This window comes from Flagellimonas abyssi, assembly GCF_019457905.1.
GTDB classification, from domain to species: Bacteria; Bacteroidota; Bacteroidia; order Flavobacteriales; family Flavobacteriaceae; genus Flagellimonas; species Flagellimonas abyssi.
In genome coordinates, this window is sequence record NZ_JAHZSV010000003.1 from 326,332 (window position 1) to 346,192 (window position 19,861).

General features: G+C 43.4%; 20 protein-coding genes and 1 pseudogene. 19 read left to right on the forward strand and 2 right to left on the reverse strand.

What is annotated here, in order from left to right:
• Positions 1-12: 12 nt before the first annotated feature.
• Complete coding sequence (locus K1F36_RS04080) at positions 13-570, reverse strand: fasciclin domain-containing protein (protein ID WP_207031231.1); 558 nt, start codon at positions 568-570, stop codon at positions 13-15.
• Between the two features lie 156 nt (positions 571-726).
• Here K1F36_RS04080 and K1F36_RS04085 point away from each other — a divergent pair, with 156 nt between their 5' ends.
• The gene (locus K1F36_RS04085) at positions 727-1,500 is read left to right on the forward strand and encodes a patatin-like phospholipase family protein (protein WP_220112659.1); all 774 of its coding nucleotides are present in this window, start codon (positions 727-729) and stop codon (positions 1,498-1,500) included.
• Positions 1,501-1,515: 15 nt separating this feature from the next.
• Here the strand turns inward: K1F36_RS04085 and K1F36_RS04090 are convergent.
• Positions 1,516-2,564 (reverse strand): annotated as a pseudogene (locus K1F36_RS04090) (2Fe-2S iron-sulfur cluster-binding protein).
• 121 nt (positions 2,565-2,685) lie between these two features.
• On the opposite strand from K1F36_RS04090, the gene K1F36_RS04095 reads away from it, so the two are divergent.
• The 18 genes from K1F36_RS04095 to K1F36_RS04180 all read left to right on the forward strand — a co-directional run bounded on the left by K1F36_RS04095 (position 2,686) and on the right by K1F36_RS04180 (position 19,860).
• Positions 2,686-4,155 carry a DUF5687 family protein gene (locus tag K1F36_RS04095; protein ID WP_220112660.1) on the forward strand — a complete coding sequence of 490 codons (1,470 nt, stop codon included), beginning with the start codon at positions 2,686-2,688 and terminating at the stop codon, positions 4,153-4,155.
• A gap of 21 nt (positions 4,156-4,176) precedes the next feature.
• Positions 4,177-4,872, forward strand: coding sequence for an ABC transporter ATP-binding protein (locus K1F36_RS04100; RefSeq protein ID WP_220112661.1), 696 nt, complete (start codon positions 4,177-4,179; stop codon positions 4,870-4,872).
• Positions 4,873-4,971: 99 nt separating this feature from the next.
• Positions 4,972-7,503, forward strand: a complete 2,532-nt coding sequence (gene porW, locus K1F36_RS04105; protein WP_470295094.1) for a type IX secretion system periplasmic lipoprotein PorW/SprE — start codon at positions 4,972-4,974, stop codon at positions 7,501-7,503.
• A 21-nt stretch (positions 7,504-7,524) separates the two neighbouring features.
• Complete coding sequence (locus K1F36_RS04110) at positions 7,525-7,950, forward strand: bactofilin family protein (RefSeq protein WP_220112662.1); 426 nt, start codon at positions 7,525-7,527, stop codon at positions 7,948-7,950.
• On the forward strand, positions 7,928-8,158 hold the full coding sequence (locus K1F36_RS04115) for an AtpZ/AtpI family protein (protein WP_207031240.1): 231 nt from the start codon (positions 7,928-7,930) through the stop codon (positions 8,156-8,158). Before K1F36_RS04110 ends, K1F36_RS04115 begins: the two co-directional genes overlap by 23 nt.
• Complete coding sequence (locus K1F36_RS04120) at positions 8,155-8,544, forward strand: hypothetical protein (RefSeq protein ID WP_220112663.1); 390 nt, start codon at positions 8,155-8,157, stop codon at positions 8,542-8,544. The genes K1F36_RS04115 and K1F36_RS04120 overlap by 4 nt, the downstream gene beginning before the upstream one ends.
• 118 nt (positions 8,545-8,662) lie before the next feature.
• Positions 8,663-9,802 (forward strand): F0F1 ATP synthase subunit A, encoded by a 1,140-nt coding sequence (gene atpB, locus K1F36_RS04125; RefSeq protein ID WP_207031243.1) that lies wholly within the window; start codon positions 8,663-8,665, stop codon positions 9,800-9,802.
• A gap of 37 nt (positions 9,803-9,839) precedes the next feature.
• Positions 9,840-10,031, forward strand: coding sequence for an ATP synthase F0 subunit C (gene atpE, locus K1F36_RS04130; protein WP_053970734.1), 192 nt, complete (start codon positions 9,840-9,842; stop codon positions 10,029-10,031).
• A 96-nt stretch (positions 10,032-10,127) separates the two neighbouring features.
• The gene (locus K1F36_RS04135; RefSeq protein ID WP_207031245.1) at positions 10,128-10,628 is read left to right on the forward strand and encodes a F0F1 ATP synthase subunit B; all 501 of its coding nucleotides are present in this window, start codon (positions 10,128-10,130) and stop codon (positions 10,626-10,628) included.
• 5 nt (positions 10,629-10,633) lie between these two features.
• Entirely contained in the window at positions 10,634-11,173 is a 540-nt protein-coding gene (atpH, locus tag K1F36_RS04140) for an ATP synthase F1 subunit delta (protein ID WP_207031246.1), read from the forward strand.
• Positions 11,174-11,175: 2 nt separating this feature from the next.
• Complete coding sequence (gene atpA, locus K1F36_RS04145) at positions 11,176-12,756, forward strand: F0F1 ATP synthase subunit alpha (RefSeq protein ID WP_220112664.1); 1,581 nt, start codon at positions 11,176-11,178, stop codon at positions 12,754-12,756.
• A gap of 99 nt (positions 12,757-12,855) precedes the next feature.
• Positions 12,856-13,716, forward strand: coding sequence for an ATP synthase F1 subunit gamma (atpG, locus tag K1F36_RS04150; protein ID WP_220112665.1), 861 nt, complete (start codon positions 12,856-12,858; stop codon positions 13,714-13,716).
• Positions 13,717-13,906: 190 nt separating this feature from the next.
• The gene (locus K1F36_RS04155) at positions 13,907-15,370 is read left to right on the forward strand and encodes a lipopolysaccharide biosynthesis protein (protein WP_220112666.1); all 1,464 of its coding nucleotides are present in this window, start codon (positions 13,907-13,909) and stop codon (positions 15,368-15,370) included.
• On the forward strand, positions 15,360-15,794 hold the full coding sequence (gene dut / locus K1F36_RS04160; protein WP_220112667.1) for a dUTP diphosphatase: 435 nt from the start codon (positions 15,360-15,362) through the stop codon (positions 15,792-15,794). Before K1F36_RS04155 ends, dut begins: the two co-directional genes overlap by 11 nt.
• An 82-nt stretch (positions 15,795-15,876) precedes the next feature.
• The gene (locus K1F36_RS04165) at positions 15,877-16,893 is read left to right on the forward strand and encodes a sugar phosphate nucleotidyltransferase (RefSeq protein ID WP_220112668.1); all 1,017 of its coding nucleotides are present in this window, start codon (positions 15,877-15,879) and stop codon (positions 16,891-16,893) included.
• 42 nt (positions 16,894-16,935) lie between these two features.
• Positions 16,936-17,853: a tetratricopeptide repeat protein gene (locus tag K1F36_RS04170; protein ID WP_220112669.1), complete on the forward strand. Its 918-nt coding sequence runs from the start codon at positions 16,936-16,938 to the stop codon at positions 17,851-17,853.
• Complete coding sequence (lolB1, locus tag K1F36_RS04175) at positions 17,853-18,632, forward strand: lipoprotein insertase outer membrane protein LolB1 (protein ID WP_220112670.1); 780 nt, start codon at positions 17,853-17,855, stop codon at positions 18,630-18,632. The genes K1F36_RS04170 and lolB1 overlap by 1 nt, the downstream gene beginning before the upstream one ends.
• Position 18,633: 1 nt before the next feature.
• Complete coding sequence (locus tag K1F36_RS04180) at positions 18,634-19,860, forward strand: murein hydrolase activator EnvC family protein (RefSeq protein ID WP_220112671.1); 1,227 nt, start codon at positions 18,634-18,636, stop codon at positions 19,858-19,860.
• Position 19,861 lies beyond the last annotated feature (1 nt).

A 19,861-nucleotide genomic window follows, 5' to 3' on the forward strand; every position in this document is an offset into this window, starting at 1 on the left:
TGAAGGAAATGTTTATTTTGAAGGTAACACAACAGTATCCACCACATGGATAACCCCATTGGATTGGTTCACGTCGGCGATCGTTACAGTGGACACGTTTCCGGCACCGTCCTTGATCATGATCATACCTTTGTCCATCATGGCGGTCAAGGTATCTCCGTTCACTGTGGTAAGCTCGGCCATGCCGTCACCTTTCTTAATCCATTTTTTCAAGTCTTTGGCGTTGTACTTTCCAGCCACTACATGATAGGTAAGTACACCCTGCAATTTTGCCTTGTTTTCTGGCTTGAGCAATGTAGCTACCGTTCCATCGGGCAATTTTTCGAATGCACTGTTGGTCGGGGCAAATACGGTAAATGGGCCTTCACCTTGCAGAGTTTCTACCAATCCAGCAGCTTTTACGGCAGCGACCAAAGTAGTATGGTCTTTGGAGTTTACGGCATTGGAAACAATATCCTTGCTTGGATACATGGGGGCTCCCCCTACCATTTTAGTTTGTGAAAAACCTGTAGTGATGGTCATAAATCCAGCACAAGCAATTAGTAACGTTAATGTTTTAATAGATTTCATGAGATTAAATTTTTAGTTTATATAATCACTTACGGAGTTTTGACTAAATGGGTTTGGTTTTTTGATTGTAGCGAGGTCTTTTAATCGAAATACAATGTTGTAGTAACCTTGGAAAACTATCATTATGTTACCTTTACACGGTATTACTTTTAAGAAATGCTTGAAGATAAATCCATAGGCTTGGTACTTTCCGGGGGAGGTGTCCGTGGCATGGCACATATAGGACTTATAAAGGCCATGCGCGAACATCAGATTGAGGCCAAGGTGGTCGCAGGCACAAGTATCGGTGCATTGGTCGGTGCCCTATATGCCAACGACAATTCGGTGGAGGATATGCTCAAGTTCTTTAAAGAGACCCCATTGTTCCAGTATAGCTTTTTTGCCATCAACAAACCCGGGTTTATCGACACGGAGCGGTATTTTAGCATTTTTAAGCATTTTTTTCCCGAGAACAACTTCAAAAGTTTAAAACGCCCTCTTTTTGTGGTCGCAACAGATTTATTGAAAGGTAGCGAGAAGGTGTTTTATGAGGGGGAACTCATCAAACCTTTATTGGCATCAGCCGCCTTACCGCCCGTTTTTAGCCCCGTAACCATTGATGATGTACTGTATGCCGATGGGGGAATCATGAACAATTTTCCAAAGGAATATGTACATCATATTGCGGACTATACCATTGGGAGCAACGTGTCCATAACCGTTCCCTTGGAAAAAAAGGATTTGAGAAATTCCTTTCAGTTGACAGCAAGGGTCACCAGTTTAATGATCCATGCATCGAATCATGAGAAGATGATGGAATGTGATCTCTTTATCGAGCCTAGCGAATTGGAGTCCATAGGCGTTCTTGATAAAAAAGGTATCGAAAACGCTTTCAATATAGGGTACGAACATGGAAGCAGGGCCTTGGAAAAATTGTTGACCAAGACCTAGTTCGGTCATTTCAATCTATACATCGTCATAATCCACCTTTATACTTGGGGTGGTAGGATGCGATTGACAGGTGAGGATAAACCCTTCTTCAATTTCGCTGTCGGTCAGGATCTGGTTCCTTACCATTTCCACCTTCCCTTCGGTAAGTCGGGCAATGCAGCTACTGCAAACACCGCCTTGGCAAGAGTACGGAGCATCTATATCTTCTTTTAGGACCGCATCCAACACCCGTTCCTTTTTGTCCATTACAAAGGTAAAGGTCTCATCGTCCAAAAGAACTTCCACTCTTGTTTTGCCTTCCAGTTCTTCGGCAAGCTCGTCATCGCCATCATCATCGGTGGTAAACAGTTCAAAGTGGATTTTTTTCTTGGGAACACCATTGTCTTGTAAGGTATCCGTTACCTGCTCGATCATTTCTTCTGGGCCACAAAGGTAAAAACCATCAAACTCGGTTCCCTTGAACTTGTTTTTGAGCACAAAATTCACGGTCGAACGCTCTATCCGTCCAAAAAGGGCATCTTCCTCGGTGGACCTGCTGTACACATACTGTACAAAAAAGCGGTCTCCATAACGTTCCTTAATGGATTGTATGGTCTTAAAATACATGGTCTCTTCGGGAGATTGATTTCCGAAGACCAAGACAAAATTGCTTTCTGGGTTGCTCTCCAAAACTGTTTGGGCAATGCTCATAATAGGAGTAATGCCACTACCGGCCGCAAAGGCCGCTATTTTTTTGGCGAGGTCTCATCAAAAATAAATCGTCCCTCAGGAAACATCACCTCTATAGAGTCGCCTGCCTTTAATTGTTCGTTGGCATAGACGGAAAAAGTCCCTCCATCCATTTTTTTGATGCCCACGGTCAATTTGCCGGACGAAGGGGGTGATGAAATGGAATAGGCCCTGCGAAGTTCCTTTCCATCCAAAGTGAATTTTAAGGTAATGTATTGACCAGCTTTAAAGCTGTAATCCTCTTTTAAGTTTCCCGGTATGTCAAAGGTAAGGGCCACGGCATTTGGCGTCAATCGGTCCACCGCAGCTATTTTTAGGGCATGAAAATGACTCATGTATCGAATTTTGCTGCAAAATTAAGCATTACAGACGTTTTGCACGCCTATTTTTATAAAAAGCATGTCTCTTCTGTAACAAATCCGATAAATTAGACACCAACAAAAAAAAACGCCAACCATGCTCAAACATTTTATTGGACTCCAATGGAAGTCTTTTTTTAGGTCAGCCACTTTTAAGACCGAGATCTGGTTTAAGATATTGATGGCCTTGGGGGCCCTATACTTTGTTGTGGTTTTCCTGGGAATGGGTGTCGGTGCCTTTTTCCTGATCAAGGAAATGGAAATCGGGGATCCGCTTCGTGTTGTCAATCAGTTTATGATCTATTATTTGGCCTTTGACCTAGTGTTTAGGTACATGCTGCAAAAAATGCCCGTCACCAACATTAAACCATTGCTCTATTTGCCCATTAACAAGAGCAAAGTGGTCAATTTTTCATTGGGAAAAACGGTAATATCCTTCTTTAACCTTGCACATGCCTTCTTCTTTATTCCGTTTAGTATAGTTTTACTTGTGGAGGGATATCCACCTTTGCAAGTCGTAGGTTGGCATCTGGCATTAATGGCCATAATTTACTGCAACAACTTTATCAATGTAATGGTGAACAACCAGAATGTGGTTTTTTATGTCATTGCGGCATTGTTCATTGTTGCGGGGGCATCACAGTATTACCAATGGTTTGATATTACCATCTATACCGGTCCAATTTTCGATTTTTTCTACGACATCCCTTGGACGGCGATTATCCCTTGGTTGATTTTGGTAGGATTGTACTATGGGGCCTTTGCCTATTTTAAAAAACATATGTATCTGGATGGCGGTTTGGCCAAGAAACAGACCGAGGCCAAGACCGAGAACCTGGAATGGTTGGACCGCTTTGGGAATTTGGGAACCTTCCTGAAGAACGACATCAAACTGATAAAACGAAACAAAAGATCACGTTCTGCCGTAATTGCAGGCGCCTTCTTCATATTTTACGGCCTCCTGTTTTTTACCGGAGCTTTGGAAGTTTACGATGGTCCTTTCTGGAAGATTTTTGCAGGGATATTCGTTACCGGCGGCTTCCTGTTCAGTTTTGGGCAGTATGTGCCCAGTTGGGACAGTAGTTATTACCCCTTGATGATGAGCCAAAACATTAAATACCGCGAATACCTCTCCTCAAAATGGTATTTGGTGATCATTGCGACCATTATATCCACCATTTTGGCCACTTTCTATATCTATTTTGGATGGGAAGCCTATGCTGCCGTTTTGGTAGGGGCCATTTACAACATTGGAATCAACAGCTATCTGGTGCTTTGGGGCGGAGCTTACGTCAAAACGCCGATAGATCTTACATCTAACAAAAAGGCATTTGGAGACAAGCAGGCTTTTAACGCAAAAACGCTTCTGCTCACTTTACCAAAATTGGTATTGCCCATTGGTATTTACGCCATTGGCCACTTTTTGATCAACCCGATGGCCGGATACATTTTTGTGGCCGTTTTTGGACTGCTCGGATTCGTTTTCAAGAACAAAGTGTTCACCATGATCGAGGGCATTTATAAAAAAGAGAAGTACAAAACTTTACTGGCATACAAACAGAAATAACACACCATTAATATAAAAAACATGATCACAGTTCATAATTTGACCAAGACCTACGGCGAGAACACCGTTTTGAACATTGACCACTTGGAGATTCCCAAAGGACAGAGCTTTGGCCTGGTCGGGAACAATGGAGCGGGGAAAACAACGCTTTTCAGTTTGTTGCTCGATTTGATCCAGCCCTCATCCGGCCATATCATCAATAAAGATGTGCAAGTGGACCAGAGCGAGGATTGGAAGCCCTTTACCTCTGCCTTTATCGATGAGACCTTCTTGATCGGGTACCTCACTCCCGAAGAGTACTTCTACTTTATCGGGGAGCTGCGCGGCAGGAACAAGGCCGATGTGGATGCCCTGTTGTCCAATTTTGAGGATTTCTTTCACGATGAGATCTTGGGCCAGAAAAAGTATTTGCGGGACCTTTCCAAAGGAAACCAGAAGAAAGTGGGCATTGTGGCCAGCTTTATCGGCAACCCCGAAGTGGTGATCTTGGACGAGCCTTTTGCCAATTTGGACCCGACCACCCAAATCCGATTAAAGGGAATCATTAAGGATTTGGCCGCCAAAGAAGGCGTGACGGTACTGGTATCCAGTCACGATTTGATCCACGTAACCGAAGTCTGCGAACGGATCGTGGTGCTCAACAAGGGCGAAATTGTGAAGGATATCCATACCTCTGCGGAAACCATGAAGGAACTCGAAGCCTTCTTTGCAGGTTAATGTTTGAAAATTGACATTAAAATTCTTGCATTTTATCGATAAGCCTTATAATAATCCGCTCATTTTTGAGTTTAAGGTTACACAAGATTATCGATAATTTTGAAGCTTCATCATACATTTTTAGGCGCCATGGTTTTGGGAGGACTTGCATTCAATGCCTGTTCCACCCAAAAGGACAAGTTCATCAACCGAAATTGGCACGCCATCAATACCGAGTTCAATACCTTGTACAACGGTAACCTGGCCTTTCAAAAAGGGCTGGAAGAAATCAATGCCAATTATCGGGACGACTATTGGGAAATCCTTCCCGTGGAGCGACTCAAGGTGACCGATGAGATAAAACTGGACTCCGAGGACAACAATCCCAACTTTCTTATTGCAGAGGAAAAGGCCACCAAGGCCATCCAAAAGCACAGCATGGACATCAAGGACGAGGAGCGCAATCCACAGATCGATGAAGCATTCTTTTTGTTGGGGAAGTCCAGATATTTTGACCAACGCTATATTCCCGCGCTGGAATCTTTCAACTACATCCTTAGAAAGTACAGCAAGAGCGACAAATTGAACGAAGCCACCATTTGGAGGGAAAAAACCAACATGCGGTTGGACAACCCCGAAGTGGCCATTAAAAACTTGAAGCGGCTTTTCAAATACGAAAAGCTGAAGGACCAGGAATATGCCGATGCCAATGCGGTTCTCGCCCAGTGCTATATCAACTTGAACGCGCCCGATACCGCCATTCAAAAATTAAAAATATCCCAGGCGTACACCAAAAAGAATCCCGAAAAAGGAAGATACCTGTTCATCATTGGGCAGTTGTACGACCAATTGGGGCATCAGGATAGTGCCAACTACGCCTACAACAAGGTCATTGAGCTCAATCGTAAATCGCCACGGGTGTATATGATCAATGCGCACCTAAAGAAAATTCAGAACACCGAACTTACGGAGGGGAACCGGGAAGAAATGCTGGAATATCTCACCGATTTAGAAGAGAATAGGGAGAACCGACCATTTCTGGACAAGATCTACCGTCAAGTGGCCGATTATCATTTGGCCTACGAAGAGGATAGTTTGGCCTTGGTTTATTATAACAAATCGATTCAGGCGACCCAAGGAGAACGCAAGTTGTTCGCCTTGAACTATCAAAGTTTGGCAGACTATTATTTTGATAAGGACGAATATCGATTGGCCGGTTCCTACTACGATAGTACTTTGACCAACCTGAACGAAAACACAAGAAAGCATCGCAGCATCAGTAAAAAACTGGACAACCTAGAGGATGTAATCAAATATGAGGATATCGTTCAGCACGCCGATAGTGTGATTACATTGTACCAAATGCCCGTTGCAGAACGAACCGCTTATTTTGAGGATTATATTGCCGAGATGAAACGCATTGAAGAAGCGGAGGCGGTGAAACAACTGGAACGTACCAATGCCGGTTTTGCTACGTTTGCCAACAGTAAGGGCGGTAAAGAGAATCAGGGAAAGTTCTATTTCTATAACATTACCAGTCTGGGCCACGGCAGAAACGATTTTAAGACCCGTTGGGGCACAAGGAATTTAGAGGACGATTGGCGCTGGAGCAACAAATCCAAAACCTTGGTTTCCGAAGCAACGGGAGAGGAGATTGCTGCCAACGAAGAAGTGTTGACCGAGGACCAAAAATATTCAGTCGACTATTATTTGGAACAAGTGCCCACCGATGTGGCCGTTATCGATAGTTTGAAGGGTGAACGCAACTTCGCCAATTATCAATTGGGTCTGATTTATAAAGAGAAGTTCAAGGACAATATGCTGGCCGCTGCCAAATTGGAGCGCGTACTGTCCTCCAATCCCGAAGAGCGCTTGATTTTGCCATCAAAATATAATCTGTACAAGATTTATGAGGAATCCGGAAGCCCATTGGCCGTGGACATGAAACAGAACATCATCACCGATCACCCGGATACACGTTACGCAGAAATTTTGTTGAACCCACAGGCTGTACTTGACGGAAATACGGATAGTCCTGATGCGAGGTATGCGGCCTTGTTCAAAAAGTATGAACAGCAGCAATTTTTGGAAGTTATTACCCAATCGGAAGAATATATCAACCAATTTACGGGAGATCCCATTGTGCCCAAGTTCGAGATGCTAAAAGCGAACGCCATTGGCCGTTTGCAAGGTTTTGAACCCTTTAAGGAAGCTTTGAACTATGTAGCACTCACCTATCCCAACAATCCCGAGGGCAAAAAGGCCGAACAGATGGTAGAGGAGCAACTTCCCAAATTGGAGACCAAGGAGTTTTCCCCAGAAACAGGTTCCACAGGAGCAGGAAACTGGAAAGTGGTTTTTCCGTTCAAGATCAAGAATGATGAAAATGCGACCAAGCTCAAAAACCGTTTGGTCGAGGTGGTGGACGAACTAAATTACAAGAACATTATATCCAAGGACATCTATAATTTGGAAGATGAGTTTGTGGTGGTACATGGGTTTCCATCCCAAGATTTCGCCCTGGGCTTTGCTGAGCTTATAAAAAACAATAAGGACTACCTCATTAAAGATGAGAATTTTGTAGTTTTATCCGACAATTATAAAATCATACAGGTCCATAAGAATTTGGAATCGTACAAAGCACAATTTTAATCCCCAAAACCCTAGAACACTATGTTTTCTGACAACAAAAAACCACGACCTATGAATGAATTTGGCGGGCAGCCCAACAGAATTGAAAAGAACACTAAAATAAAAGGCGATATTACTTCGGAAGCCGACTTTAGAATAGATGGCAAACTGGAGGGCAATGTGACCACGTCCGGTAAGGTCGTTATCGGAAAGGATGGCTATATCAACGGAAAGGTAGAGTGCGTGAATGCTGATATCGAAGGCAAATTCAATGGTGAGCTCCATGTAAAGGACCTTCTTTCCCTAAAATCTTCTGCATATATCGAAGGTACCGTAAGCGTAGCAAAATTGGCCGTGGAACCCGGGGCAACCTTTAATGCCGCCTGTACCATGGGCAAGGGTGCTGCATCTGCATCCGCAACCAAAATGCAGTCAACCACAAAGAATGAGCCAGCAAAAGCCTCCTAAAAAGTATAAAAAGACAATCAATACAGCCGCCCGTTTGTCTGGTTCCGCCATTCAAATGGGCGTTGTCATTTATTTGGGCGTATGGGGCGGTAAATGGCTGGATGGTCATTTTCGGACGGAAAGGGTATTCTTGCCCATCTGCACGGTACTTGCGGTTGGTATTTCCATATATTTGGTAATTCAACAGGTCAAAAAAATCAACGATTGAAGTTAAGGACTTACCCTATTCGATTTGTTTTCCTTTTGTTAGTGGGATTAATAGCCTTGTTCTTTGCACAGTCATGGATTTTGGAGGGCAAGGGCCATGACCCGCACTCACTACATATTATAAAGAGCTATGTGCTCAACCTGATAATGGCTTTGATCGTTTTTTTCGCCATTTACATTTTCAGGAACAAATACAGGGACTTGCTCGGCTTCTTTTTTTTAGGGGGGAGTCTTCTAAAGTTTGCACTTTTTTTCATTTTTCTATACCCCTCCTATATTTTGGACGGCACTCTGGAGCGTTTGGAGTTCCTTGTGTTCTTTGTACCCTATGGATTTGCGCTCGTTCTGGAAACCTACTTTTTGGTGAAACTGCTTAATACTGTGTAACAAAGGGTGGATTTTCTTCAAAAAAAACAAAGAAAAAAATAATACCCGAAAAAGCTTTTTTCTTTTGAAGGAGCAATGTATTTTTGCACCAATTTTTGAGGACCCATAGTTGGATCATATGCGATATTCTTTTTTCAGTAAAAAACTAGTTGCCGTAATTTTTTTAATTGCGGGATTTGTATCGGCCCAAAATCATGAGGGAGAAGAAGTTGAAACCGGTGCGCATGATTTAAAGACCCAAATCAAGGAATATATCGATCATCACTTGTTGGATTCGTATGACTTCAATCTGTATTCCTACACTACGGATGAAGGAGAGCACAAATACATCGGATTCCCGCTTCCTGTGATTCTTTGGGACAATGGACTCAAGGTTTTTTCTTCTTCACAGTTTGAGCATGGGGAGGCCGTAGCTGAAGTGGATGGAAATCACTACGCACTTTATCACAACAAAATATACAAGACCGATGCCGAGGGAACCATTAATTTTGGTGGTCATCACGGAGACGAAACCCATACCGAGGATGCTTTTGGCGAGGATTTGGTAGTGGATGATGCCCATCCGACCAACGAAAAGCCACTGGATTTCTCCATTACCAAAAATGTTGTTTTTATCATGGCCGTTGCGCTTTTGATGTTCTTGGTTTTCCGTTCCATGGCGAAAAGATATCAGAAGAGCACCATGCCAAGAGGTGTCGGAAGGTTTTTGGAGCCTTTGGTACTTTTTGTTCGTGATGAGATTGCCATTCCAAATATTGGGGAGCACAAGTACAAAAAATACATGAGTTATTTGCTTACCGTATTCTTCTTTGTGTGGGTCATCAACCTATTGGGGCTTACCCCACTTGGGGTAAACGTAACCAACAATATTGCCGTTACTTTTGCCTTGGCGATGATCACTTACCTTATCACAACTTTTACGGGGAACAAGAACTACTGGAAGCACATCTTTTGGATGCCCGGCGTACCGGTTCCCATGAAGATTATATTGGCGCCCATCGAATTGTTGGGGACGTTCATCAAGCCATTTTCATTGATGATCCGTTTGTATGCCAACATCACCGCAGGTCACGTGGTATTAATGAGTATTATCGGGCTGATGTTCATATTTAAGAACTGGATAGGAAGCCCATTGTCCTTCTTGTTGGCATTCGCACTTTCTTTGTTGGAACTGTTGGTGGCGGCATTGCAGGCATATATTTTTACTATGTTGTCCGCCCTATATTTTGGTATGGCGGTGGAAGAAGACCATCATTAATTAATAGTAGAACGTTTAATATTTAAATTCATATATCATGACAATTCCAAACATCGTAGGTGCTGGTTTGATCGTAATCGGAGCAGGATTGGGTATCGGTAGAATCGGTGGACAGGCAATGGAAGCCATTGCACGTCAACCAGAAGCTTCTGGTAAGATCCAAACAGCAATGTTGATTGCGGCAGCCCTTATTGAAGGTATCGGTTTCGCAGCTCTTTTTGCAGCTTAATAACCGTTAAAACATTGATGAAGGCCATAGCGGTTGGCTATGGCCCTTCATTGATTTTAAAGTGATAGAGTTTAAAGAATTCATATTTTAAGATAAATGGAAAAGTTAATCGAACAGTTTTCCTTCGGGTTGTTTTTCTGGCAATTGTTGCTTTTTGTCGCTCTTTTGTTCTTGCTTAGAAAGTATGCATGGAAACCCATCCTTGGAGCAGTTGAAAAACGTGAAGAAGGCATTAAAGGCGCACTTGAAGCTGCAGAAGCTGCAAAGAAAGAAATGCAGAACGTAACAGCCGACAGCGAAAGACTGTTGCAAGAAGCGAGAGCCGAAAGGGATGCATTGCTTAAAGAGGCAAGGGATATAAAAGCAAGCATTATCTCCGAGGCCAAAGAGCAGGCTCAGGTAGAGGGGAATAAGATGATCAAGCAGGCCCAGGCAACCATAGAGAGCGAAAAGAAAGCAGCCGTAGCCGATATCAAAGCGCAGGTAGCGAGCTTATCTTTGGAAATTGCCGAAAAAGTAATCAAGGAAGAACTGTCCGAAAAAGGTAAGCAACAAAAGTTGGTCGAGGACATGTTGGGCGATATTAAACTGAACTAAGGAACATGAACCAAAACAGGGCAGCCATACGCTACGCAAAAGCAACCTTGGATTTCGCAGTCGAAAGCAAAGCGGCCGATGCCGTTGAAAAAGACATGCGGGAGATAGCTGCGACCATTTCCGAGAACGTGGAGCTTCAACATTTGTTGGAGAGCCCGATCATAAAGTCGGAAGTGAAGAAGAACAGTTTGTTGGAGATCTTCAAAGGAGCCAACGAAATTACAAAGGGGCTTCTTCAAACCTTAATAAGTAACAAACGAATTGCCATGTTACAAGAAGTGGCCTATAAATACATCATCCTTCATGAAAAATTGAAGGGCGAAGAGGTAGCTTATGTAACCACCGCCGTTCCATTGACATCCGATTTGGAGAAGAAAATCTTGGATACGGTCAACAAGGCAACAGGAAACAAGGTAACACTTGAGAGCAAAATCGATGAGAGCATCATCGGGGGATTTGTACTTAGGGTGGGCGACACCCAATACGATGCCAGCATCGCAAACAAATTGAACGGATTAAAAAGAGAATTTACAAATAGTCTATAAAAATGGCAGGAGTAAAAGCCGCTGAGGTATCAGCAATTTTGAAAAAACAGTTATCAGGTTTCGAGGCATCCGCTTCTTTGGATGAAGTAGGCACCGTATTACAGGTTGGTGATGGAATTGCCCGTGTATATGGACTTGCCAATGTACAATACGGCGAGTTGGTGGAGTTTGATGGTGGAATGCAGGGAATCGTCTTGAACCTCGAAGAGGACAACGTAGGTGTGGTACTGCTCGGGCCGACCAAAGAGATTACGGAAGGCACTACGGTAAAAAGAACAGAGCGTATTGCATCCATTAACGTTGGTGAAGGAATTGTTGGCCGTGTAATCGATACCTTGGGAAAACCCATCGATGGTAAAGGCCCGATTGCTGGCGAGACTTACGAAATGCCTTTGGAACGTAAAGCTCCAGGTGTAATTTTTAGACAGCCCGTGAACGAGCCGTTGCAAACAGGTATCAAGGCAATCGACGCCATGATTCCCGTTGGACGTGGACAAAGGGAGTTGGTGATCGGGGATAAGCAAACAGGTAAAACAACCGTTTGTATCGATACCATCCTGAACCAAAAAGAATTTTATGATGCGGGTGAACCGGTGTATTGTATCTATGTTGCCATAGGTCAGAAAGCATCAACGGTTGCCGCCATTGCCAAGACTTTGGAAGAGAAAGGTGCTTTGGCCTATACCACTATAGTCGCCGCTAACGCTTCCGACCCTGCTCCAATGCAGGTATATGCTCCCTTTGCCGGCGCGGCAATCGGCGAGTACTTTAGGGATACAGGGCGTCCGGCATTGATCATCTATGATGACTTGTCAAAGCAGGCAGTAGCATATCGTGAGGTATCCCTTCTTTTGAGAAGGCCCCCAGGACGTGAAGCATACCCTGGTGACGTTTTCTTCTTGCACTCCAGGTTATTGGAGCGCGCTGCAAAAGTGATTGCGGATGACGAAATTGCGAAGACCATGAACGATCTTCCGGAATCCTTGAAGCCTATCGTAAAAGGAGGTGGATCGTTGACAGCACTTCCAATTATCGAGACGCAGGCAGGTGACGTTTCCGCATATATCCCTACCAATGTAATCTCCATTACCGATGGTCAGATATTCTTGGAGCAGGACTTGTTCAACCAAGGGGTTCGTCCTGCGATCAACGTGGGTATCTCCGTATCACGTGTGGGAGGTAATGCACAGATCAAATCCATGAAGAAAGTGGCAGGTACCTTAAAGCTTGACCAGGCGCAGTTCCGTGAATTGGAAGCCTTTGCCAAGTTCGGTTCCGATTTGGATGCCGCTACACTGAACGTTATCGAAAAAGGACGTAGAAACGTGGAGATCTTGAAACAAGGTCAGAACGACCCATTTACCGTTGAAGATCAAGTAGCTATTATCTTTGCAGGTTCAAAGAACCTGTTAAGGAATGTACCGGTTGACAAGGTAAAAGAATTTGAAAAAGATTACTTGGAGTTCTTGAACGCCAAGCACAGAGATGTGTTGGACACCCTTAAAGCCGGTAAATTGACCGACGAGGTAACCGATACATTGACTGCTGTTTGTAAAGACCTTTCAAGCAAGTACAAGGCATAACAATTGTCATTTCTGAAGAACCCTGAGCGAAGTCGAAGGGTACTGCAGGAATCCATAACAAAAAAGATTCCGCATAAGTGCGGAATGACAAAATAGAATATGGCGAATCTAAAGGAAATACGTAACAGGATATCATCCATCTCATCAACGATGCAGATTACAAGTGCCATGAAAATGGTGTCTGCTGCCAAGTTGAAGAAGGCTCAGGATGCTATCACGGCGATGCGTCCGTATTCCGATAAACTTACCGAGCTCTTGCAAGGGCTTAGTGCCAGTTTGGAAGGGGACGGAGGAAGTGAGTACGCCGACAAAAGGCCAGTGAAAAAAGTTTTGGTGGTTGCCATTACTTCCAACAGGGGACTTTGTGGTGGATTCAACTCCAACATCATCAAGCAGAGCAACAATTTGGTGTCCAACACCTACCCAGGAAAACATGTTGACTTCTACACCATTGGTAAAAAAGGTCATGACATCCTTAGAAAAAGGCATACCATTTTGGGCGACCAAAGCAAGGTATATGATGATCTGACCTTTGAGAATGTTGCCGAGATTGCCGAGCTTTTGATGCGTTTGTTCACCAAAGGTGATTATGACAAAATTGAATTGGTGTACAACAAGTTCAAGAATGCCGCTACACAAATAGTGATGACAGAACAGTTCTTGCCCATTGTTGGTGCAGAAGGTGATCAAGCCATTGCAGCGGATTACATTTTTGAGCCATCCAAAGTGGAAATCGTAAAAGAACTGATACCTAAATCCTTGAAGACGCAATTGTTCAAGGCCATCAGGGATTCTTTTGCCAGTGAGCATGGTGCCCGTATGACGGCGATGCACAAAGCGACCGATAATGCTGCCGAACTTAGGGACGAACTAAAATTGACCTACAACAAGGCACGTCAAGCAGCGATTACCAACGAAATCCTCGAAATTGTTGGTGGAGCGGAGGCGTTGAACAATTAAGCCGAACCAAAGTGAGGCTAAATGTCCAATAGCAGAGGCGTTGAACAATTAGAAGTACAATATTTTACATAATGAAAGGCCACCGATTCGGTGGCCTTTTTGTTTTTCTTAGGATAATAAGGTTTAGCTAGTAACGGCTTTTACGTAACTTGTAGCCACCTAATCAAGGTCTTTAAAGAAGCAACAGCTATTGAATCCACTTAAGAGGCTTTTTAAACAAACGTTCATCTACGGTATGGCAACAGTGTTGCCACGGGTGCTATCTTTTTTGTTGGTGCCCTTATATACATCGGTAATGGACCCGGAAACCTATGGCGAGATTTCCGTCATATTTTCATGGTTTGCTATTTTTAACGTAGTGCTGGCCTACGGTATGGAAACAGCATTTTTCCGATTTTTCAACAAGCATCAGAACAAAGAGCTTGTGATTTCCACCTCGTTGATTTCCTTATTGGTATCCTCTTCCATCTTTTTTGCGGTCGCGTTGATGTTCAAGGAAACCTTTGCGTCGGTAATCGATGTTCAAGAGTCCCTGATCATCTATATTATCCTAATTTTGGTGTTGGATGCGTTGGCCATAGTGCCATTCGCTTGGCTCCGAGCGAATGAAAGGCCCTTGAGGTATTCCATAGTAAAGGTCGTAAGCGTTGCCATCAACTTGTTTCTCAACATTTTTTTCCTGATTCTCTTACCAGAAATGGCAGAAAATGGACCATCATTATGGTCTAAAATATACAGACCCGATTTTCAAATTGAATATGTCTTTATCGCCAATGTCATTTCCAGTGGGGTAGCCTTTTTGTGGGTGAGCGGCATCTATTTTGATAGCAAATATAGATTCGATAAACAGTTGTGGAAGGAAATGCTCAAATATTCCCTGCCCATAATGATGGCAGGTATGGCATTTACCGTGAACGAAGTCTTCGATCGTATTCTGTTGGACCGATTATTGCCCCAGGATATAGCCAAGGCAGAAATCGGAAAATATTCGGCCTGTTACAAATTGGCGGTATTCATGACGCTGTTCGGAACTGCTTTCCGTTTGGGTGTAGAACCGTTCTTTTTCAGTCATGCCAACACCGAAAATCCAAAAAAGGCGTATGCCCAAATCACCAATTACTTTGTAATCATGGGAAGCCTTATATTTTTAGGGGTGATGGTCTTCATAGACCCCTTGAAGAGACTATTGGTAAGGGATGCAGCATTTTGGGATGCCATGGATGTGGTTCCTATTATACTTCTGGCAAGTTTTTGCTTGGGAATCTACCATAACCTGTCCGTTTGGTACAAGGTGACGGATAGGACCAGGTTCGGGGCCTATATCTCGTCCGTAGGAGCGGCGCTTACACTGGCCATAAACTTTGTTTTTATTCCCAAAGCAGGCTATATGGCTTCGGCCTGGGCTACATTAGCTGCCTATGGCAGCATGATGGCCTTGTCCTATTATTTTGGAAGAAAGTACTACCCCATACCCTACAACATGCGTAAAATCGTATTCTATCTTTCGGTTTCTCTTGTATTCTCAATACTTTCGTTCTATGTTTTTAATAGAAATTTAATAGCCGGCAGCATACTACTTTTGTTATTTTTGGGGTTAGTATATAAAATGGAAGGAGATAAACTGAGAAGCATATTTATAAAACGTGAAGATTAAAATTATCAATAAATCGGGCCATAAGCTGCCACATTACGAGACCCTTGCCTCGGCGGGGATGGATTTAAGGGCGGATTTGGAATCACCCATAACATTAAAGCCCTTGGAAAGGGCCATTGTTCCCACGGGGTTGTTCATAGAGCTTCCTGTTGGCTACGAAGCTCAAGTGCGACCGCGAAGCGGATTGGCGGCAAAAAAGGGAATCACGGTACTCAACGCGCCCGGGACCATCGATGCCGATTATCGTGGAAACGTAGGGGTCATTTTGGTCAATCTATCCAAAGAGGATTTTACCGTGGAAAATGGCGAGCGCATCGCCCAAATGGTCATCGCCAAGCACGAACGCGCCGAGTGGGAAGAAGTAGGGACCCTTTCGGATACCGATCGGGGCGAAGGCGGCTTTGGGAGTACTGGCACCAAATAAAAACGAATGTCAGGTCGAGCGCAGTCGAGACCTTTTAAATAGAGTATAACTTTAAAAGATACCCGCCTCCGCGGGCATTTATATGAAAATAATCGTACCCATGGCGGGAAGAGGATCCCGTTTAAGACCACACACCTTAACAGTTCCAAAACCGTTGATTCCCGTTGCTGGAAAGCCTATCGTACACCGACTGGTGGCCGATATTGCCAAAGTGTTGGGGGAACCCATCGAGGAAGTCGCCTTCATTCTGGGCGACCCGGCCTTTTTTGGTGATGATGTAGTGGAGAGCCTTATGGAACTGGCAGATGAACTAGGGGCCAAAGGATCCATTTACAGACAAGATAAACCACTGGGAACAGGGCACGCCATTATGAGCGCCAAAGAGTCCTTGAGCGGCCCTGCGGTGATCGCGTATGCCGATACCTTGATCCGTGCCGATTTTGATCTGGACAAATCCGCCGATAGTGTTATCTGGGTAAAGCAGGTAGAACATCCGGAGACCTATGGCGTGGTCCAGTTGAACGAGGGCAACGAAATAATTGAGTTGGTAGAGAAGCCACAGGAGTATATATCGGACCTTGCAGTAATCGGCATTTATTACTTTAAGAATGTTGGAGTACTAAAAAATGAACTACAGCACGTTCTAGATCACGATATTACCCATGGAGGCGAATATCAAATCAACGACGGTATCAAACGCATGATGGAGAAGGGCATGAAATTTGTTCCAGGTAAAGTGGACGAATGGATGGACTGTGGGAACAAGAATGTGACCGTAGAGACCAACCAGCGCATGCTCGACTTTTTGGAGAAAGAAGGCGAAAAAATGATTGCTGATAGCGTTGTCCAAGAGAATGCAAACATCATAGAGCCCTGTTTCATCGGTGAAAATGTAGTCCTTAAAAATACGACCGTTGGGCCATATGTGTCCGTTGGTGCAAATACCGTTCTGGAGAATTCCACAATCAAGAATAGTTTGATCCAGAGCAACAGTAAAATCACCAATGCCAATCTGGACAATGCCATGATCGGCAACCATGTAGTGTACAATGGTAATTTTGAGACCATTAGTATTGGAGATTATTCCGTTTTGGAATAACTTTAGAATAGATTTTTTAGTTTGATGGGGACTTAGGATGTTATGAAAAAGGCACTTCTTGTTTGGATGGTAATGGGAGCATCATTTTTGGTGCATTACGATACCTATGCCCAAGAAGAACAGGAAAGTGCCGATGTCTACCTCGAAGAATATACCGATGAGTTTCAAGAAAACTTCTTTGAAGCATTAAAACAAAAAGGTATCCAGAACTACGATAGGGCAGTGGACTTGTTCCTAAAATGCAAGCAACTGGAGCCTAACAACAGTGTAGTAGACTATGAACTGGCCAAAGCATATATGCTGGACAAAAAATATGTGCAGGCCCAAGAATATGCAATAGAGGCCCTGTTATCGGAACCCACCGACTATTGGTATTTGGACAATTTGATGACCATTTTGGAGAAACAGGGAAGCCCCATTGAGACCATAAAACAAAAAATACCATACGGGAACAAAAAGCTTCAGCAGAACATGGCCGTCTCCCTCTTTAAAATGAAAAAGTACGGGGAAGCTTCCAAGGTACTGGACGATATAGAGAATTCGCAATTGAAATCGGAACTAAATCGCAAAATAAACGACTCGCTTCAGCAAGATAGAAAACCTGAAATAGCACCGGTCGTTGAAAGCGGAACGGACTTGAACGATCCGTTAGCAAAGCTAAAGGCCGGAATGGAGCAATTGATTGCAGCATCCGAGTTTAAAAAGCTGTTGAGCGATTCCCAAGAGGCGTTGGATGCCTATCCGCTGCAACCCTATTTTTATTACGCCTACGGAACGGGCCTGAACAACACGGGCAATCCGAACAAGGGAGTAGAGGTTTTGGAAAGCGGACTTGACTACCTGTTGGAGGATGATAGTTTAAAGAACAGAATCTACAGACAGCTTGCGGATGCATATTCCAAAATCGGAAACACCCAAAAAGCAAACGAATATTTGAACAAAATCAATTCAGGATTATAATGAACCTATATAAGAACATATCTAAAATCGGCATGATAATGGCGATTCTTCTTACCCTTGGGGCTTGTAAAAGTACCAAGTCCATAACAGGAGGAGAGATCAATCCAAAGTTATCGGCGAAGAATATCATCAATGGCCATTATGCCAATGATCCCAAGTTCAAAACACTTAGGGGACGGGTCAAGATTGATTATACCAATGGTGATGATTCCCAGGGAGTGAATGTGAGTTTACGTATGGAAAAGGACAAGGTGATATGGATGAGCGCTCCACTGGGTGTGGTCAAGGCGCACATTACCCCGAACAAAGTGTCCTTTTACAATAAATTGCAGAACGAATATTTTGATGGGGACTTTAGCTATTTGAGCGAAATGCTTGGAACCGAATTGAATTTCGAAAAAGTACAGAACCTACTTCTTGGGAATGCCGTTATCGATTTACGAAAGGAGAAGTTCAACTCGGAAGTGTACAACGGGAACTATCAATTAAAACCAAAAGAGGCGCAGCAATTCTTTAAGATACTGTTTCAATTAGAGCCCAAGAACTTCAAAATAGCTACTCAACAAATATCCCAACCAGCAAGCTCAAGACAGTTAATGGCAAATTATACCTATCAGGATATTTCTGGAAAGATATTTCCCGAGGATATTAAAATAGTTGCGGAGGAAAAAGGAGAGGTTACAACGATAGATTTGAGTTTTCGTAACTTGGAATTGAATAAATCCATGACATTTCCATATAAAGTGCCCAATGGATACGATAAAATTACATTAAAGTAATATGAAAGGTAAATTTTCATATTGTGTTTACTGTTTGATAGTTATATTTTTTATCTCAGCAAAATCATTTGCGCAAACCAGTGAGCAAAAGGCTTTGGAGTCCAAGCGGGAGCGTCTTCAGGAAGAAATTAAGGAAATCAACAGATTGCTCTTTGCCGAGCGTAAGGAAAAGGGAACTGTTTTGGATCAGATGGAAGCATTGGACAACAAAATAAACGTCCGTCAAGAATTGATCCGCGTCACCAACCAACAGTCTAATTTGCTCAATAGGCAAATCAATGTCAACATTAGAAATATCAGTAAGCTCCGTGAAGATTTAAAGATTTTGAAAGAGGATTATGCAGAGCTTATTCAAAAAACGTATCAGAACAAATCGCAGAACAACCGCTTGATGTTCCTATTGTCCTCAGAAAACTTTTATCAAGCGTTCAAGAGACTCCAATACATGCAACAATATGCAAAGCATCGTAAGAAGCAGGGTGAAGGAATAGTTGAAAAAACGCAGGAGCTTACACAATTGAATCAGGATTTGGTACGCCAACGAAAGGAAAAGGACCAACTTATTGCGGAGAATCAGAAAGCGAAGGCGGAACTGTCCAAGGAAATTGAGTCACAAAGAAGCCTTTTAACAAGTATAAAACAAAACGAAGCCAAATACACATCTGCCATAGCAGAAAAGCAAAAGGAGGCCCGTAAAATTGATCGTGAGATTGAAAGAATGATCAAAAGCGCAATCGCAAGTTCCAATAAAGGCTCCGGAAACTCTGCAAGCAGTGCCACCTTCGCACTCACACCAGAAGCGAAACTATTGGCGGATAACTTTTCATCCAACAAGGGAAGGCTCATTTGGCCGGTGGAAAAAGGCATAAAAAGCCAAGGGTATGGTGTGTATGCCGATAAATTGTATCCGGGAATCAAGCACAGAAACAACGGAGTTACCATTACCACCGATAAAGGCAGTATAGCAAGGGCCATTTTCGAGGGTGAAGTCATCGCAATTTTATCCGTCCCTGGCGGGAACAAGGGGGTACAAATAAAACATGGAAACTACATCAGTACATACTATAACCTATCCAATCTGTTCGTAAAAAAAGGGGATAAAGTGGCCGCCAAAGAGGCATTGGGAGAAATAAATACCAATCGGTTGGACGGTACCACAAAATTGAAGTTCTATTTGTACAAGGACTCCAATCGTTTGAATCCTGAAGATTGGATATATCAACTCTAAC

Excerpts from the sequence above, each read along its gene's own strand:
- K1F36_RS04080 (WP_207031231.1), bottom strand. The coding sequence starts at position 570 with ATGAAATCTATTAAAACATTAACGTTACTAATTGCTTGTGCTGGATTT.
- K1F36_RS04085 (WP_220112659.1), top strand. The coding sequence starts at position 727 with ATGCTTGAAGATAAATCCATAGGCTTGGTACTTTCCGGGGGAGGTGTC.
- K1F36_RS04095 (WP_220112660.1), top strand. The coding sequence starts at position 2,686 with ATGCTCAAACATTTTATTGGACTCCAATGGAAGTCTTTTTTTAGGTCA.
- K1F36_RS04100 (WP_220112661.1), top strand. The coding sequence starts at position 4,177 with ATGATCACAGTTCATAATTTGACCAAGACCTACGGCGAGAACACCGTT.
- K1F36_RS04110 (WP_220112662.1), top strand. The coding sequence starts at position 7,525 with ATGTTTTCTGACAACAAAAAACCACGACCTATGAATGAATTTGGCGGG.
- K1F36_RS04115 (WP_207031240.1), top strand. The coding sequence starts at position 7,928 with ATGAGCCAGCAAAAGCCTCCTAAAAAGTATAAAAAGACAATCAATACA.
- atpB (WP_207031243.1), top strand. The coding sequence starts at position 8,663 with ATGCGATATTCTTTTTTCAGTAAAAAACTAGTTGCCGTAATTTTTTTA.
- atpE (WP_053970734.1), top strand. The coding sequence starts at position 9,840 with ATGACAATTCCAAACATCGTAGGTGCTGGTTTGATCGTAATCGGAGCA.
- K1F36_RS04135 (WP_207031245.1), top strand. The coding sequence starts at position 10,128 with ATGGAAAAGTTAATCGAACAGTTTTCCTTCGGGTTGTTTTTCTGGCAA.
- atpH (WP_207031246.1), top strand. The coding sequence starts at position 10,634 with ATGAACCAAAACAGGGCAGCCATACGCTACGCAAAAGCAACCTTGGAT.
- atpA (WP_220112664.1), top strand. The coding sequence starts at position 11,176 with ATGGCAGGAGTAAAAGCCGCTGAGGTATCAGCAATTTTGAAAAAACAG.
- atpG (WP_220112665.1), top strand. The coding sequence starts at position 12,856 with ATGGCGAATCTAAAGGAAATACGTAACAGGATATCATCCATCTCATCA.
- K1F36_RS04165 (WP_220112668.1), top strand. The coding sequence starts at position 15,877 with ATGAAAATAATCGTACCCATGGCGGGAAGAGGATCCCGTTTAAGACCA.
- K1F36_RS04170 (WP_220112669.1), top strand. The coding sequence starts at position 16,936 with ATGAAAAAGGCACTTCTTGTTTGGATGGTAATGGGAGCATCATTTTTG.
- lolB1 (WP_220112670.1), top strand. The coding sequence starts at position 17,853 with ATGAACCTATATAAGAACATATCTAAAATCGGCATGATAATGGCGATT.
- K1F36_RS04180 (WP_220112671.1), top strand. The coding sequence starts at position 18,634 with ATGAAAGGTAAATTTTCATATTGTGTTTACTGTTTGATAGTTATATTT.